The organism is Wolbachia endosymbiont (group A) of Chalcis sispes, assembly GCF_964026765.1.
Classification (GTDB): Bacteria; Pseudomonadota; Alphaproteobacteria; order Rickettsiales; family Anaplasmataceae; genus Wolbachia; species Wolbachia pipientis.
The window spans coordinates 1,118,319-1,135,368 of record NZ_OZ034697.1 but is presented as its reverse complement, the minus strand read 5'-3'; the positions used below and the strand labels follow the sequence as shown (position 1 = coordinate 1,135,368).

The following is a 17,050-nucleotide window of genomic DNA, read 5'->3' as shown; positions in this document are numbered from 1 at the left end:
ATGAATCGCGGTATGACGGTTCGTGGCGGCATGACGATAACCTCGTCTCACTGCCATTAAGTTAAGGAAAAAAGATAGATTTTATGGGATAATGATGTATACCAATAAGTTTAAAGGTAGTATGAGTAAAAAAGGCAGTAATAAAATTTATTCAAAATGAATTGGCAAGTCTAGAATTTATAGAATCCCATAAATCATCTTCAAAAGATTTTATGAGAAAGAGGAAGTTATCTTTTATTGACATATTTATCTTAATTTTAAGAAAAAGTGTAAAGTCGCTGCAAGTAATACTAAACGAATTTATTTTATATAGGAAAAAAGACTATACCGTTACTGCTAGTGCTTTTAGTCAAGCAAGAAAAAAAATGAAACACAGTGCATTTTCAGAAATTAACGAAGGTGTGGTTTCCTTGTACTACCAAGACCAAAAATTTAAAACTTGTTTTGGCTTTAGAGTGTTAGCTCTTGATGCCTCCAAAATCATTTTACCAACAAGCGTTGAAATAAAAAATGAATTTGGCTCAAGAAAAATACGTAACCAAAAACCAAAAGATTTAGGTGATTATGCAAGTGCAACCTTTGCGGTTTGTTATGATGTGTTAAATAATGTTGCCATAAGGTCAGTGTTAGATAGAGGTAACACTCATGAAATTAACTTAGCAGATGAAATGCTTAAAGTTGTAAATACTAATGACTTACTGATTTGTATATTTATTTTATAAATTTCTTTCTAGCCTTACAAAAAGAAAAATTGCTTATGTCATTCGATGTCCCAGATCATCTTTTAATGAAGTGAATGCTATGTTTGAAGAAAAAAGCCCATCTAGTGTTGAGGTTACCATATGTGCTCAGCGTAAGATAAAACAAGAAAATAGTGGAATAACGCTTCAAAGTGGTACTGCCATCTGGTGAAATTGAAGTGTTAGCTACATCATTAATGGATGAACAAAAGTTTCAAACTGGAGGATTTAAGGAGTTATATTTTTTACGCTGGGGAGTTGAGACATTTTTTGCAAAACTCAAAGGAAGACTAAGTCTAGAAAATTTTACAGGAAAAAGTGTTGAGTCTGTTAAACAGGATTTTTGGTCAGCTATCTTTATTAGCAACCTAGAAAGTGTTATGACAGAAGATGTAGAAGAAGCGTTGAATATGGACTTAACCGATGATAAGCTTAAGAGGAGCATTAACAAATCTGTCTCATTTAACGCGATCAAAAACTTGGCTTTCGACATTTTTGCTACGGAATCAGATACTGACTGCATTATGGATCAATTATCAAAGCTATTTTTGATGAACACTTTGGCGGTAAGAAAGGGAAGGAAAGTTGATCGTCATAAGGTACCTTATCTTCGTTCGTTCAATTACCAAAAAAGGGTTAGAAAACACATATTTTGACTAGAGGTAGTATTCATATCTTCTGATAATAACTGGGTAGCTTATTGCCATAGCTCCTGTAAAATGACTTCTAAACAAACTATTTCTTAAGTAATTTACACTTCAGAGTTTATCTGCTTTAAAGTTTACTCTATTCTGTTTCAGTATTTGTCATAAATCCTTAATTATTTCTGACTTTTTAGTTCAGTTTTTAACCATTCTTTCCTTAACTTAATGGCAGTGAACCTCGTCATCCCGCTACTTGTTAGCGGGATCTCTTGTTAGCGGCTGAGATACCGCGAATGAATCGCGGTATGACGGTTCGCGGCGGTATGGACGTAGGAAAACCTTTCTTGGGTCAGCTATAGAGACTCTCATCTTTAGCGAGCTTCAAGGTAATTGGTTGCTATTTGCGAAAATATTCGCATAATTTAAGTAACATTACTTAATAAAAATTAACTATGGAGCTTAATAAGATTGCAGCATCGATTTTACTTTCTGGGCTAATCATTATGATAGTTAGTAATGTAGTTGATATGCTTTACAGTCCAGAAGAATATAAGATTGAACACCAAACGATAGTAGCTGCTGGCAGCAATGAGTTCCAGCAAAAAATCGAGCAAGTGGCGCTTGATATTGGAGCGCTCATGCAGAATGCTAGCTTTGAGAAAGGTAAATCAGCAGCAAAAAAATGTATAGCCTGCCATAGTTTTGAGAAAGGTGGAATGAATAAAGTAGGACCAAACTTATGGAACATAGTTGGAAATAAAAAGGCCCATCTTGGTAACTCATTCAATTACTCAAAAGCAGTGCTTGAAAGAGGTGGAAAATGGGGGTATGAGGAGCTATTTGCCTTTTTAAAGAACCCAAAAGCCTATATAAAAGGTACACGTATGGCATTTGCAGGTATTTCCAATCCACAAGAAATTGCAGATCTAGTTAGTTATTTGCATCAATTGAGTGATAGCCCGGTTGCTTTGCCAAAGTAGTATGGATTATTGTAAATTGTTTGATGGAAATAATGGTCACATAGCATATCGAAAGCTACAAGGAAAGAAAGCTTCTGTAGTTTTTTTCGGTGGATTTGCATCCAATATGGATGGAACTAAAGCAACTGCTATTTACAAATTTTGCCAAGAAAATGACGTAGCACTTGTGCTATTTGATTATTTTGGTCACGGTCATTCAAGTGGTAATTTTATTGATTACACGATAAGTGATTGGCAAAAAAATTGTGCTAAAGTAATGAGTGAATTAACTAGCGATAAACAAATAATTATAGGTTCAAGTATGGGAGGATGGCTGATGTTGCTCACTGCCCTTCAATTTCCAGAAAAAATTGCAGCACTAATTGGTATATCGTCTGCTCCCGATTTTACTGAAGATTTGATATTCAAGCAATTGTCAGGCAAGCAAAAAGAAGAACTAGATTCTAAAGGTGTAATAGATTTTACTTCAGAGCATTGTACATACAAAATAACTAAAAATTTGATCGAAGATGGCAGAAAGAACCTTCTTTTAAACAAAAAGACAATAGATATAAACTGTCCTGTGCGCTTGCTGCATAGCATTAATGATAAAGATGTTCCTTATCAAACTTCATTGAATTTAGCTGAAAAAATTAAGTCAACCGATGTTGAAGTACACTTAATAAAATCAGCAGAGCACAATATGTCTGACAATCATTCACTGGAAGTTTTATTTAAGACCATTAGAGAATTTTGTAACCAGACTGCATTCTGTGATTTTTAGCAAAACACGATTTTTCATTTGAGCTTTCTTCAACTTAAAATAAATACAGAAAATTGCTGCCTATAGCTAAACTGACTTAGATTTACCGACAATTTGAAAAACCGTCATCCCGCTACGTGTTAGCGGCTGAGATACCGCGGCGGTATGACGGTTCGCACCATCACACTTTGGAACCTTACAGATATTGAGCAAATCCAATAATATCCTTGATTTCTTTTATATTATGGGTTGCAATTTCTGCTGCTTTCTTTGTGCCTTTTTTTAATATTTCATGTAAATGGAATTGGTCTTTTAAAAGATCATTCATTTTCTCACGTATGGGTGATATAACACTGATAATTAAATCAGCTAACTCTTTTTTGAAGTGCTTCATGTCATGCTTGTTCACTTCTTCACACACTTTTTCCACATTTAAATTACTAAGCACTGAATAAATGTTTATCAAATTGCTTATTTCCGGTCGGCACTCTAAAGTAGCAAAGCCTAGAATTGAATCTGTTTTTGCTTTTTCTATTTTTTTAACAATTAAGTCATCTGTATCATCAAGGTTAATGCACGAATGTTCTGAAGGGTCAGATTTACTCATCTTGCTTGTACCATCTCTTAAGCTCATTATTCTTGATGTGCAATCCAAAGTTAAGATTTCAGGTACGATGAAATAATCCAGTTTATAATGATTGTTAAAAGCTGATGCAATATCACGTGCAAGCTCCAAATGCTGTTTTTGATCATCACCAACAGGAACGTATTTAGTTTGATACAACAATATATCTGCAGCCATAAGTACTGGATAACTATATAATCCAAGAGAGGCTTTTTGTTTATCGCTACCAGCTTTATCTTTAAATTGAGTCATGCGATTAAGCCAACCAATTGGCGTGTAGCACCCAAGCAGCCAGCCCAGTTCTGCATGACCACTAACTGTGGACTGATTAAAAATAATGGACTTTTCTGGATCTATTCCACATGCAATATAAGCTGCTGCTGTTTTAAAAATATTACTTTTTAATTCACTTGCGGGAAGCTTATTTGCTGTAATTGCGTGTAGGTCGACAATACAAAAAAGAGATTTGTATTTATTCTGTAAGTCTATCCACTGTTTGATTGCACCAAGATAATTACCTAAATGTAGTACGCCACTTGGCTGGATACCTGAAAAGACAATACTTGTCATTACACATGTGCCTTATGCGTTTTGCTAATCGTTTCCACAATCAGCAAGAAATAATAACCATTGCAGGGCGGAGCAACCTATTTTTGATAGTATAACCAGTTTGTAGTACCTCTACAATGGTGCCAGGCTCTTTTTCATTGTCTTCTCTTTCCACAACAGCTTGGTGTAAATTACTATCAAAAAGCTCACCAAGTGGATCTACTTCCTCTATTCCATGTTTTTTCAGATCATTTATAATTTTTTGATAAGCTACTTTAATCCCCTCATGAACAGGATCACCGTCTTTCAAAATTTCCATTACTTTTTTTAAATTGTCACACGAGTCAATCATATCACGTGCAAATTTTGTGACTGCATAGTCACTTGCATCGCTAATTTGCTTTTGCATTATACGTTTGACGTTTTCATTATCTGCAACAGCACGGCGTAAATGATCTTCAAGCTGAACTGCACGTTCTTTTAATGTATTGAGATCTTCATTTAAATCATCAGTTTGCTTATGGTTATCACTTTGTTGATCGTCACCTTTCTGCCTACTTACCATATCAGCAAACTTCTTCTTTTTCTCCTTACTGCTATCTGACATATCATTACCCTTAAGAATCTAATAAATATATAACAATTAATCTGAAAATATCAAGCGCCAGCTACATTCGTCTTTCTATGCTCGCATTTAAAAAGTTAATTAAAGTAGTTTTATAAAAAGAATCAGAAAAAGTACTAATATCATTTTGTGCCATATTAATGTAGTGTCTAGCTTTTTCCATAGAAAGCTGAATGGCATTATGGTGATTAATATAGTGTAATGCTTGGTCAAAATTGTGTCTAGCTGAAGAAAAGCATTTTTCCCAGAATGTTTGCTCTGCTGGACTGCCCTTTTCGTATGCTATAATAGCAGGTAAGGTGACTTTACCTTCGAAAAAGTCTTTTCCGACTTGCTTTCCAGAAGTGCCTTGATTAGCAGTATAATCGAGCATATCATCAACTATTTGAAATGCCATACCAAAATTAAAACCAAAATTCTTTAGCCTCTCTGTTTCGTCATTTGTTGCACCAGATACTGTTGATGCAGCTTCACAGCATGCAGAAAATAAAGATGCTGTCTTTTCTCCAATGATATCAAAATAATTTTCCCTGACTGTGTGGGGGTCAAAGCGTGCTGTCATCTGCTTTATTTCACCCTTCACAAGTAAATGCGATGCTTTAGATAAAATAGAGAGAATATTTAAATTTCCACACTCTATAAGCCATCTAAATGCTAGAGTCAACAATAGATCACCAACTAAAATGCTTGATTTATTTCCCCAAATCTTATTCGCTGTTTTAACTCCATGGCGTGCCTCACTTTCATCGAGCACATCATCATGAAGTAAAGTAGCATTGTGTATAAACTCTACCGATGCAGCAACATTGATCCTATTCTCCCCAGAATAGTTTAGCATTTTACATATAATAAAAACTAGTTTAGGCCTTATTTTTTTTCCACCTGACCTAACAAGATGAGATATAATATCAGTAGCAAGCTTAGCATCTTCATCATTGACATTTTTGAAGACAAAGTCATTCATAGCTGACAAATCAGAAGATACAATATCGTCTAATTTATCGCTGTTTGTTAAATCAGTATTTAGCATTTTAAGAGACTTATGCCTCTTGCCCTTGTGCTTTCTCGTTCTCTACTTTCTTCTTTTCTGTTTTCTTTGGTTCTGTTTCTAAAGTTACCATGCCTTTTTTGATAAACCACAGTACTCTTTCAGTTGCCTGCGCGCCTACACTTAGCCAATGTTTTAATCTATCAGCTTTCACCACAACACGATTTTTATTGTCTTTTGGTAACATTGGATCATATTGTCCTATTTTCTCAATAAAACGCCCATCTCTTGGTGCTCGTGAATCAGCTACAACTATTCTATAAAAAGGGCGTTTCTTTGCGCCAAACCTCGCCAACCTTATTTTAACTGCCATGTTAACCTTTATTCATATATTAGCCACAATTTTATACAATGAGCCGTTTTAAGTCAAATGAATTATACAACTTTTGCACCTTATAATATAATTACCAATAATGTAGGATGTGCCGGGCGCATAACTGCACGAACATTCATTTTTGAAGACAACAAATGGTGTCATGCAAGTAGCTGACACTGGAATCCAGCCTTTTTTTAATCATTAAAACGTTGTATTTTAACATAAAACGGCTACTTTTATGCTTACCAACTTAATAAAATTCCTGGATCCCAGTGTCTGGGCACTGGGATGACATCCTTTCTAGTGAAGATTGCTCTCAAATCGCAATGTTCGTACAGTTGTGTGTCTGGGCACTGGATGCGTTTGAAGCAACTTATAAGATTTTTGATTATATATCATCAAGTATAGCGTGATTAACTTCGACTTTATACTTTGATTCCAGATAGCTAATTAATTGCTCTTTTAGCGATATCATCACACGTTTTCCAGTGTCAAGCATGTTTAATTTGCCATTTGATGAATGCATTTCTTTTAGAACACCTATTATAATTTCATTATTGTATTGAATAGGGTCTGTCACTGAACCAGTTGTTTTCATATTGAAAATCTCTTCTACAAAAGAAAATGGGTAGTTTTGTTCATTGCGATGCATCTGCTGATCTTCAACTAATTCCACACCTTGAATTTTTTCCCAATCTGTTTTTTCTCTTAGTTGAACTGCAAACTCTTGCCCAATTTTAAACATTCTTTCTTTTATAAACTCACTCTGCCAAAGCTCTACTGCTGATGCCCTGCCTTCTTCAAAACTTTGTGATTTAGGTGGAACGATATCGATGATTTTTACACTAACAACAGCGTCCCCAACGCCCTTAAAATAACCTTTCTGATCCTTTTCTCGCGAAAAAATGAAAGAAATCAAATCACTAGAATCTCCTACGTTATTACCGCTTTGATCTTTTCCACTCGCATCTACTGGACCAATAGTTTGTATAGGTAAATTATATTCACTCAATATTTCTTCGATTGCTGAACCATTGTATATCTTATAGTTCACTTGGTTTATGAAATCATTGACTCTTTCAAAAGACTTTTGGTTAGTTAAAACTGACTTTATGTCTTTTTTTAAATCAACTAAGTCTTCATCAGAGATTTGATGCGCACTTTCCACTTTTATTATGTGCCAACCAAAACTGCTTGCTAAAACTTCACTTACTTCACCTACTTTAAGAGCAAACACCTTCTCTCTCATGTCTTCCGGTAGAAAATCCTTAGTTATATTATTTACTCTAGTTTCTTCAAGTTCTGCTTTGCCAAACTCTTCTACTATCTGTTCAAAGCTTGTTTTACCCTCTTCACATGCTCTTCTTGCTGTCTCAGCTTCTTCTTTGGTAGAAAATATTACATTAAATATGTCTCTTTGATCTCTAAGTTCTTGTTGTTCTATTATGCCATCAACTTCTTCATCTGAGATCTTGATTTGATCTTCAAAATATTTCTGTTCTAGAGAAATATATTGCGCAGTTCGATACTCAGGATAATAAAAATGGGATTTATTTCTTTCGTACAAATCAAGTAAGGTTTGATCATCTGGTTCAGGAATGTTTGTAACTGCATCTTCAGTTATCTTAACAATATCAACTACTCTAGTTTGGTAGCGACTGTTGTATATCTGCTCATCAATTTTCTCGCCAAAAGTTACCGGATAATTATCTTTAAATAACGAAGTCATAAACATCATTGCAGGCAGGATTTTCTCTAGCTTTGCTATATACTCTTTCTCTGTCATATGCAGGTCATTTAGCGTTTCATGGAATTTGTTTTTGTCAAATTCGCCTTTATCATTTTGAAAGTACTTGGTGTTTTTAATATGGTTTTTTATAGACTCTTCTCCAACTGTCAACCCCAGTTCACTAGTTAGGTTAAACAATAGTTTTTGCTCTATAAGTGCGTTAAGTAAATCATATTTCAGCTTTTTTACTTGTTCTCTACTCGCATCAGATCCAGAAATTTGTTTTCCATAATTTTGATATAGTGATTTATACTCATCTGACGTTATAACTTCTTTTCCAACCCTAGCTACCTCTTCTTTTTCATCATCACCTGATAAAAGGTTGCCAACTCCCACAAAGATTAACAAGCAAGCTAAAAGGACAACAGTTACTTTAGTGAAAAAATTTTTAACATTCATTTTAAACTCAGTTAATTAATGGTTAATTATAGAATAGTGATAATTTAATACTTGTAAACCTGTTGCTTTATTAGTTAATATATATAATATATTAACTTAAAATTTAACTCTCTTCTTAAATAGAAACATATGTTTAACTGAGTTATACTATACCTTAAGAAGGGGAAATATGCTTAAAGGTGAGAGCATTTAATTAACTTAAGAGGTGGGAAGTGACAAACAAAAAGTTATTGAATGACAAAATTAATGCTTTTTTAGTTTTAATAGCTTATATTTTAGCTCTGTATAACAGTAATGGATACTTTAAATGGGAGATGCTTTTTTGATGTCAATGGAATCTTCTAAGGGCAATAACGATAGAAATAAACAGTTTCTAGTGCAAATAGCTGCTTGGTTAGTAGACAACACTGGTTTAACTTTTAATCAAATAGCACAATGTTGCAGATTGGCCCTTGAAGAAGTACAAGACATAGCTGATGAGGAAATAGAAGTAGAAAAATATAACCCTATTATTTCTGGAATAATTACTGAAAAAGAAATCGATGATTGCAAAAAAAATCCAAATCGTGTACCAAATTTGATTATAAAAAATATAAAAAAAAGGAGTAAAGCGATTGGTAGCATTCTTGGCTTTGCCTCTACGGCAAGACGTAGAGATAAACCTGATGCGATTTATTATTTAGTAAAAAAATTTCCTATCTTGGACAATAACGTTATAGCTAAATTAATTAGTACAACAAATTACACAGTTGAGCAGGTAAGAGATGGATCTCATCATAACATGCAAAATATAAAACCCCAAGATCCTGTACTACTCGGCTTATGTAGTCAAGAAAATTTAGAAGCAGAAGTGGAAAAAGCAAAAGTAGAAGAGGAGAAGCAAGAAAGGTTAAAAAAATATAAAGAATAGCTATTGAAAATCCTCAAATTTTTGTGCTTTGTTAACATTAAATTAACTTGACTTGCTAGTGTTTATTAGTATAATGTAAGTAAAGTACGGGGTTTAATGATAATTAAGCTTAATACGCACTGAAACTAACTCAGCCTAATTTATTATCTTATAGTCACATTTTAGGTTAGTAAGCATCAATTAAAATTTTTGGAGGATTATGACAACAATCAATGAAGATGTTTTGGCAAAAGGAAAGGTTACAGCTCAACCTGAAAAAAGTGAGCAAATTTACAATAACGATACAGTAAAACAGATGGTCAATGAAGGTACTGAGAAAAACAGAAAAACATTAGATCTGAGCGAATTAAAAGAGAAAACAGCAGAAGAATTGTTAGAGTTAGCTGAAGAAAGAAAAATTTCAACTAACGGTAAAAGCAATGGTAGAATGCTAAAGCAGGAAATAATATTCAGCTTAATGAAAAAAATGAGTGAAGAAGGAGGCATAACCACAGGGAGTGGAATAGTGGAAATATTGCCTGATGGTTTTGGTTTCTTACGTTCAGCAAGTGCAAATTATGCCCCAAGTACCGATGATGTTTATATTTCTAACGGGCAAATAAAGAAGTTTAATTTACGTACAGGAGATATGGCATATGGAGAAATAAGGCCACCTGGTGATAAAGAGAGATATTTTACTTTAACTAAGGTTCAAAGTATAAACTCTACTGAAGTAAGTGAATTAAGAAAGTACGTCCATTTTGATAATTTGCTTCCTCTTTATCCTGAGGAAAGCATAGTACTTGAGTGTAATAATGGTGATGATAAAAAAGGCTTAAGCATGCGTGCTATAGATATAGTAGCTCCTCTTGGAAAAGGGCAAAGAGCGTTAGTAGTTGCTCCACCTCGCACAGGAAAAACTGTATTGCTTCAGCAAATGGCTAACTCTATAGCTATAAATCACCCTGAAGTAGAATTAATAGTGTTACTTATAGATGAAAGACCTGAAGAAGTAACAGATATGATACGTTCTGTAAAAGGTGAGGTAGTAAGTTCTACGTTCGATGAGCCTGCTTACCGTCACGTACAGCTTGCTGAAATAGTAATAGAAAAAGCTAAAAGAATGGTTGAGCATAAAAAAGATGTGGTAATTCTACTTGACAATATTACTAGACTTGCACGTGCTTATAATGCGGTTATTCCTTCGTCTGGGAAAGTTCTAACTGGTGGTGTAGATTCAAACGCACTGCAGAGACCAAAACGCTTTTTTGGAGCAGCTCGTAATATTGAGAATGGGGGTTCTTTAACTATAATCGCCACAGCTCTTATAGAGACTGGTTCAAAAATGGATGAAGTTATTTTTGAAGAGTTTAAAGGTACAGGAAATGCTGAGATCATACTTGATAGAAAACTTTCTGATAAACGTATATTTCCAGCTATTGATATTACAAAATCCGGAACAAGGAAGGAAGAGCTATTAGTTGATAAGGCTATACTAAATAAAATATGGGTGGTGCGTAGGATACTCAATCCTATGGGACCCGTTGAAGCAATGGAATTTTTACGTGACAAACTACTTTTAACAAAGAGCAATGCTGACTTTTTTAACTCCATGAATCACTAAAAGTAAGCCAGTTATGATGGATATGCTGAGCAAAAAGTAAAACGCTCTTATAGCTAAAATAATTTGGATTTACCAAAATATATTTATAGTTAAGTTGGCAATTTACCTTAAGTTAGCGCGTGACACTGGAATGACACCCTTGGTGGCAGACAGCTAAAGGAAAATATCAACTAGGTTTATAATCTATCACTACCGTGTTTGCAATTTTGTCGTGAAAAGCTTGTTTATGTTCATCACCTACTGCACATACTAAAACTAAGATTAGTATAGCTAAGAATAAAATGGGATTACAAAGTGATATGCAATAAATTATAAAAAGAGCTATAGTCCTTTTCATTGCTTGCATTGTAGTGATTGACTCAAATGTATCTTTGTCTTTTACACGCATGCTAAATAACAAGTGTCCTGGAGTGCCGCCAAATTTTACTAGCATGAATATATGAAATATACATGGTATCATTAAAAATAAAGAAAATACAATCGTGGTGATTACAATTATTGCACCCATGATCCCTTGTATTGCGTGTGTAAGTGAGAAACCCACCGCCATTAAACCAAATGGTATTGCGATAAATAAAATACAATCAACTATAAATGCTAGAGTACGTCTTGTCATCGTTGAGTAGTTTACTTTTTTATCCATGTACTACCTATAAAGAAAAATATCAACTAGGTTTATAGTCTATTACTACTGTTTTTGCAATTTTGTCGTGAAGAAATTGTTTACGCTGGTCAAGGATTGCAAATAATATGATTAAGATTGATACAACTATGAATAGACTAGAAATATTGAATAGTGTGTAGCAGATTATAAAATATAATACTCCAAAAACTGCTGTTCTGCTTATTGCTTGTATTAGAGTGATTTTTTCAAGTGTATTTTCGTCTTTTACACGCATGCGAAGTAACAATTGTCCTGGAGTACCGCCAAATTCTATTATCGTAAATACATAAAATATTAATTCCAATATCAACCCTATTACTTGTATAGTTACTGCTTTATCTAAAATCATTTCAGTTACATTGAGTGATAGAGAATATGCTAAAGTAAATCCAATGATAAATCCGATAACAAACCCCATTCCCTGTGCTAAAACATAATCGATTGCAAATGCAAAAATACGTCTTGTAATCCCTGCATAACTTACTTTAGTATCCATACTCTGCCCATGTTCTACTGTGACGTAACTAGTATAAAAATACGTTATTAAATAACCGTAAATATACTAATATGGGTAATATTAGCTACTTGTGCCACTCTATTATTTGAATTAACATTAAATCATTTACAGTTAAGGAAGTTATGTCAACACCAATCACAGTTGCGTATGGCGACGGTATCGGGCCAGAAATTATGGAAGCGGTGCTGTCGATATTGCGCGAAGCAGAGGCAAAGATCTCGGTAGATATTATTGAAATAGGAGAGCGTGTTTATAGTAAGGGATGGTCTCATGGAATTTCTCCAAGTGGTTGGGAATCAATTGAAAGGACAAAAATATTATTAAAATCTCCGACAACAACTCCTCAAGGTAAAGGCCACAAAAGCTTAAACGTTGCACTCAGAAAAAATCTAGGGTTGTATGCAAATATCAGACCATGCATTTCATATCATCCTGTTATAGAAAATAAATTCGATAAGTTTGATATCGTAGTAATACGTGAAAATGAAGAGGACGTTTACACCGGAATAGAGCACAGGCTCACTGGTGACTCTTACCAATGCACTAAAATTATTACTAGATCCGGCTCAGAAAAAATATGCAGGTACGCTTTTGAATATGCAAAAAAACATAGTAGAAAGAAGGTAACTTGTCTTACTAAAGATAACATAATGAAAATGACTGACGGAACTTTCCATGCGGCGTTTGATCGTATTGCAAAGGAATACCCGGACATAAAGGCAGAACATTATATAGTCGATATTGGGATGGCACGTGTTGCCACAGAACCGGAGAATTTCGATGTTATAGTAACCGAGAACTTATATGGCGATATATTATCGGACATTGTGGCGCAAACCTCTGGATCTGTTGGACTCGCTGGAAGTAGCAATATAGGTAATGAATATGCAATGTTTGAAGCAGTGCACGGTTCTGCTCCTGATATTGCAGGAAAAAACATAGCTAATCCTTCTGGACTTTTGAATGCTGCAGTGCATATGTTGGTCTACATCAGTCAAGTGAGTACTGCAAAACTAATTTACGATGCATGGCTCAAGACTTTGGAGGATGGAATACATACCGCCGATTTATATAAAGAGAAAAAGAGTAAACAGAAAATTGGTACCAAAGAATTTGCAGAAGCCGTTATAGATAATCTAGGAAAAAAACCGAAAACATTATCTGAGCTTACAGTCGGTAGCAGTACAAATAGCAAAATAAGTGAAATACAAAATAGCTATGAACAGGACTATAAAACCAAAAAGCTAGTAGGTAGTGATATAGCGCTTGCTTGGGACAAATCCAGCAACTTTGACCAAATAGTTAGGTTATTTGAATCGAGTAATCTGCAAATGATAGCAATATACTCAAAAGGTCTTGCGATTTGGCCAGGAAACTCAAAACCTTCAAGTGATCAAATAACCTGTAGGTTTATCGCAAATAATGAAAAGCAAGCTATTACAAATAGTGATGTGAATAACTTGCTAATCAAACTTGAAGAACACAATTTTGACGTGGTGAGAATGGACAAATTGTATTTGTATGATGGGAAAGAGGGGTTCTTTGTTTAAATATTTAAAAGAGGTGTGGTAAATGAAATGGACTCAAAAAAAGTAGAACTAATATTTGAAAAGTTTCAACAATCAAATCCTGCGCCAAAAATAGAGCTAAATTATACCAATCATTTTACGTTACTGGTTGCGATAGTTTTATCAGCGCGGACAACTGATGTAAGCGTTAATAAAATTACAAGAGAACTATTTAATATCGCTGATACGCCAGAAAAAATGCTGAGCTTTGGGCAGAGTGAGCTGAAAAAATGCATAAGCAGTATTGGTTTATATAATTCCAAAGCAAAAAATATAATCGGGCTTAGTAAAATATTGGTAGAACGATACAACAGCAAAGTACCTACTAATTTTGATGATTTGGTGTCTTTGCCTGGAGTGGGGAGAAAGAGCGCTAATGTGTTCTTAAATTCGGGGCTTGGCATTCCAACATTGGCAGTTGATACTCACGTTTTTAGAGTGAGCAATAGAATTGGGCTTGTGAAAGAAAAAGATGTGTTTAAAACAGAGCAATCTCTTTTAAATGTGGTTCCCAAAAAATACCTGCTTTATGCTCATCATTGGCTAGTTTTGCATGGTAGATATGTTTGCAAAGCACAGAAACCTTCGTGTGAAACGTGCATAATTCATGATTTATGTGAATTTGAGTGCAAAAGGTATAAAGTCTAGTATTTCTTCTTTTGTCATCCAAGTAGCTATAGAAACGAAAAAACTTACTTGACACATTTTGCTGGAATGACACCAGTTGTTATTCAGACAACAGTTATGCAAGAGATCTGATTACATCTAAGCTAACAATGGACCACTAGATATATTACTAACTACGTTGACCTGATTCAATATTTTATTAGTGGGATTGAAATAATTTTCTATAAATTCCTTATATATAGCTGTTAACTTGTGTATATCGTTTACTGATACGCATTCGTTTATCTGATGTGCAGTTTTGTTGATTATACCAAATTCAATCACTGGACAAACATCTTTGATAAACGCAGCGTCAGATGTGCCACCACTTGTGCTAAGTATAGCATCAATGTTGGTAACCTTACTTATTGCATCAAGCATAATATCAGTATTTCTATCGGGAGTAGAGAGGAAAACGTCCCTGCTGCTATGCATAGAAAGTTTATAATCGTTAGTTACACTGGAGCATATTTCATCAATCAGCTTATATAAGCCACCCGGTGTTTGTTCATTGTTATATCGAATGTTAAAACGTGTAGTTGCTGAGCCAGGTATTAGATTGCTAGTATTATTTCCAACATCGATAGTAGTAACTTCGCAATGTGAAGGCTGAAAATATTTATTACCATGATCAAAAGTAGTATTTTTTACCTTACTCAATATCGATATTACCTTATATATTGGATTGTCTGCTAGGTCTGGGTAGGCAACGTGCCCTTGTTTTCCATGGCAAATTAATTCAAATGTTACAGAACCTCTTCTGCCTATTTTTATGGTATCACCTAATTTCTCACTACTGGTTGGTTCGCCAACCACACAAAAATCTATCTTTTTCTGCTTATTTTTCATCCATTCCAAAACTGCCTTTGTTCCATATTCTTCCATGCTTTCTTCAGCACTGGTAATCAATGCACTTATCGAACCATTAAATTGAAACTTCTCTGCAATCAAATTTACCATAGCAGCAATAAATGCAGCTACTCCGCTTTTCATATCAGCGGCCCCTCTTCCATATAGCATTCCATCCCTCACTTCTGGTTTAAATGGACCAAATGCCCAATCTTTTAACTGACCCGGTGGTACAACATCAACGTGCCCAGCAAAGCACAAATTTGGTACTCCATTTATATATTTCGCATAAAGATTTTTAACTTTATCACCAAATTCTAAAATCTCACAATCAAAGCCGCTCTTTTTGAAGATTGTTGCTATATACTCTATTGCCCCGCTGTCTTCTGGTGTTATACTCTCAAAAGAGATCAATTTCCTAGTTAGCTCTACAGGGTCAATTTTCATGTCAATCTTAAAATACTTATACTGCTATATTGTAAACACTCTATGCACTATTTAAAACAAATATTACATCAAACCGAACAAACTTTTCTAAGGGAAGTAATAACAGATTACTACCTTGCTGATGATATCTATGAAATATGCACACGACACGGAAATGACGTCTTTCTAGTTGCAGATAAAAATACAGCAAAACTTTTAAACAAAAACGTACTTAATAAAATTCCTAACTTAATTATTCCAGCTCCACCTGCCATTCCAGTGTCACGCGCTGGGATGACATCAGGTAGAGAAATGACACCAAGCAGAGCTGCCTCTCTTGAAACCGTAAATCTAGTTAGAAACAAAGCAAAAGACAGTGACTTAATAGTTGCATTTGGTAGCGGCACTGTTAACGATATCTGCAAATATGCAAGCTACCTCGAGAAAAAAGATTATATATCGTTCCCAACAGCCGCTTCTATGAATGGATATACCTCTGCAAATGCTTCAATATTAGTAAATGGATATAAAAAATCGTTCAAAGCACATCTTCCAAGAGCAGTATATATAGATATAGACATACTTGCCAATGCACCACTGCGTCTCACATTAAGCGGATTTGCAGATTTCATTTGTCGTTCAACAGTTCAGGCTGACTGGCTACTATCTCATTTGTTGCTTGGCACAGAATACAATGAATTACCTTTTACACTTGTTCGCGATTTGGAGCAAATTTTGCTAAGAGAGTATACGGCGCTTACTAAAAGAAGTAGAAAAGTGGTCCTATTACTTATGGAAGTTCTACTAATTTCAGGACTTGGAATGGTAATATCAAAAGGCAGCTATTCTGCAAGCCAAGGAGAGCATATGATAGCTCACGCAATGGAAATGGTAACAAGAGATCATTCCTTACTACATGGCGAAAAAATTGCTGTTACGACGATTACCATGGCTAATTTGCAGGAAAAGATATTATCAATACAAAACCCGATTATCAAACCGACCACTTTAGATGTAAAACATATAACTCAGTGCTTTGATAATATCGAATTTGTAAGAACTTTTGAACAGAAGCAAATTATGCAGCAAAAAATCCAAGAGATTATTTGTAAAGAATGGCATAATATTTCCAGTTTAATTAAGCAAAATTTACTACCTGCAAAACACCTGCAAAAAATATTTGAAGATCTATCAATTCCACACTTACCAGAGCACCTCAGTTGGAATAAAGAACAATATTGTAAAGTGGTCGATCTTGCGTTTACAACAAGAGATAGATTCACCTTTCTTGACTTAGCTAACTGCATAGAAGAAAGTTAAGTTTTGTAGTGAAATTCTGTCATTTAAAGAGATCATAGGCCAAAAGCTAAACCCTTTTCACAATCTCTTA

The 17,050-nt window shown here is 34.6% G+C and carries 15 protein-coding genes and 1 pseudogene; 8 read left to right on the top strand and 8 right to left on the bottom strand.

Annotated features, from left to right (window positions below; translation table 11 throughout):
• Window positions 1–140 precede the first annotated feature (140 nt).
• From AAGD72_RS05700 to AAGD72_RS05690, 3 genes and pseudogenes are all read left to right on the top strand, one after another.
• A pseudogene (locus AAGD72_RS05700) lies at window positions 141–1,396 on the top strand (IS4 family transposase).
• A gap of 440 nt (window positions 1,397–1,836) precedes the next feature.
• The gene (locus AAGD72_RS05695; RefSeq protein WP_010082469.1) at window positions 1,837–2,364 is read left to right on the top strand and encodes a c-type cytochrome; all 528 of its coding nucleotides are present in this window, start codon (window positions 1,837–1,839) and stop codon (window positions 2,362–2,364) included.
• A gap of 1 nt (window position 2,365) precedes the next feature.
• Window positions 2,366–3,127 (top strand): alpha/beta hydrolase, encoded by a 762-nt coding sequence (locus tag AAGD72_RS05690; RefSeq protein ID WP_012673268.1) that lies wholly within the window; start codon window positions 2,366–2,368, stop codon window positions 3,125–3,127.
• Between the two features lie 175 nt (window positions 3,128–3,302).
• Here AAGD72_RS05690 and trpS read toward each other — a convergent pair whose 3' ends face one another.
• The 5 genes from trpS to AAGD72_RS05665 form a co-directional block, all read right to left on the bottom strand.
• On the bottom strand, window positions 3,303–4,301 hold the full coding sequence (trpS, locus tag AAGD72_RS05685; RefSeq protein WP_341814769.1) for a tryptophan--tRNA ligase: 999 nt from the start codon (window positions 4,299–4,301) through the stop codon (window positions 3,303–3,305).
• 40 nt (window positions 4,302–4,341) lie between these two features.
• A complete protein-coding gene (locus AAGD72_RS05680) occupies window positions 4,342–4,887 on the bottom strand; it encodes a nucleotide exchange factor GrpE (protein ID WP_341814768.1) in 546 nt (181 codons plus the stop codon).
• Between the two features lie 61 nt (window positions 4,888–4,948).
• Window positions 4,949–5,935 (bottom strand): polyprenyl synthetase family protein, encoded by a 987-nt coding sequence (locus AAGD72_RS05675; RefSeq protein ID WP_182320705.1) that lies wholly within the window; start codon window positions 5,933–5,935, stop codon window positions 4,949–4,951.
• A 10-nt stretch (window positions 5,936–5,945) separates the two neighbouring features.
• Window positions 5,946–6,266 (bottom strand): 30S ribosomal protein S16, encoded by a 321-nt coding sequence (gene rpsP / locus AAGD72_RS05670; protein ID WP_341814767.1) that lies wholly within the window; start codon window positions 6,264–6,266, stop codon window positions 5,946–5,948.
• 391 nt (window positions 6,267–6,657) lie between these two features.
• On the bottom strand, window positions 6,658–8,457 hold the full coding sequence (locus AAGD72_RS05665) for a SurA N-terminal domain-containing protein (RefSeq protein WP_341814766.1): 1,800 nt from the start codon (window positions 8,455–8,457) through the stop codon (window positions 6,658–6,660).
• Between the two features lie 307 nt (window positions 8,458–8,764).
• Here AAGD72_RS05665 and AAGD72_RS05660 point away from each other — a divergent pair, with 307 nt between their 5' ends.
• Both AAGD72_RS05660 and rho read left to right on the top strand, forming a co-directional pair.
• Window positions 8,765–9,367 (top strand): cell cycle transcriptional regulator TrcR, encoded by a 603-nt coding sequence (locus AAGD72_RS05660; RefSeq protein ID WP_010082495.1) that lies wholly within the window; start codon window positions 8,765–8,767, stop codon window positions 9,365–9,367.
• A gap of 199 nt (window positions 9,368–9,566) precedes the next feature.
• Window positions 9,567–10,970: a transcription termination factor Rho gene (gene rho / locus AAGD72_RS05655; protein ID WP_007549497.1), complete on the top strand. Its 1,404-nt coding sequence runs from the start codon at window positions 9,567–9,569 to the stop codon at window positions 10,968–10,970.
• A 166-nt stretch (window positions 10,971–11,136) separates the two neighbouring features.
• Here rho and AAGD72_RS05650 read toward each other — a convergent pair whose 3' ends face one another.
• On the bottom strand, window positions 11,137–11,613 hold the full coding sequence (locus AAGD72_RS05650) for an RDD family protein (RefSeq protein WP_006279800.1): 477 nt from the start codon (window positions 11,611–11,613) through the stop codon (window positions 11,137–11,139).
• A gap of 22 nt (window positions 11,614–11,635) precedes the next feature.
• Complete coding sequence (locus tag AAGD72_RS05645) at window positions 11,636–12,130, bottom strand: RDD family protein (RefSeq protein ID WP_265026289.1); 495 nt, start codon at window positions 12,128–12,130, stop codon at window positions 11,636–11,638.
• Between the two features lie 143 nt (window positions 12,131–12,273).
• On the opposite strand from AAGD72_RS05645, the gene icd reads away from it, so the two are divergent.
• Window positions 12,274–13,701 (top strand): isocitrate dehydrogenase, encoded by a 1,428-nt coding sequence (gene icd, locus AAGD72_RS05640; RefSeq protein WP_341814765.1) that lies wholly within the window; start codon window positions 12,274–12,276, stop codon window positions 13,699–13,701.
• 27 nt (window positions 13,702–13,728) lie between these two features.
• Entirely contained in the window at window positions 13,729–14,367 is a 639-nt protein-coding gene (gene nth / locus AAGD72_RS05635; protein ID WP_006279797.1) for an endonuclease III, read from the top strand.
• 117 nt (window positions 14,368–14,484) lie between these two features.
• Here the strand turns inward: nth and dapE are convergent, their stop codons facing one another.
• Window positions 14,485–15,681: a succinyl-diaminopimelate desuccinylase gene (gene dapE, locus AAGD72_RS05630; protein WP_010082500.1), complete on the bottom strand. Its 1,197-nt coding sequence runs from the start codon at window positions 15,679–15,681 to the stop codon at window positions 14,485–14,487.
• Window positions 15,682–15,723: 42 nt separating this feature from the next.
• Here dapE and AAGD72_RS05625 point away from each other — a divergent pair, with 42 nt between their 5' ends.
• Window positions 15,724–16,980 carry an iron-containing alcohol dehydrogenase gene (locus AAGD72_RS05625; protein ID WP_341814764.1) on the top strand — a complete coding sequence of 419 codons (1,257 nt, stop codon included), beginning with the start codon at window positions 15,724–15,726 and terminating at the stop codon, window positions 16,978–16,980.
• Window positions 16,981–17,050: the final 70 nt, after the last annotated feature.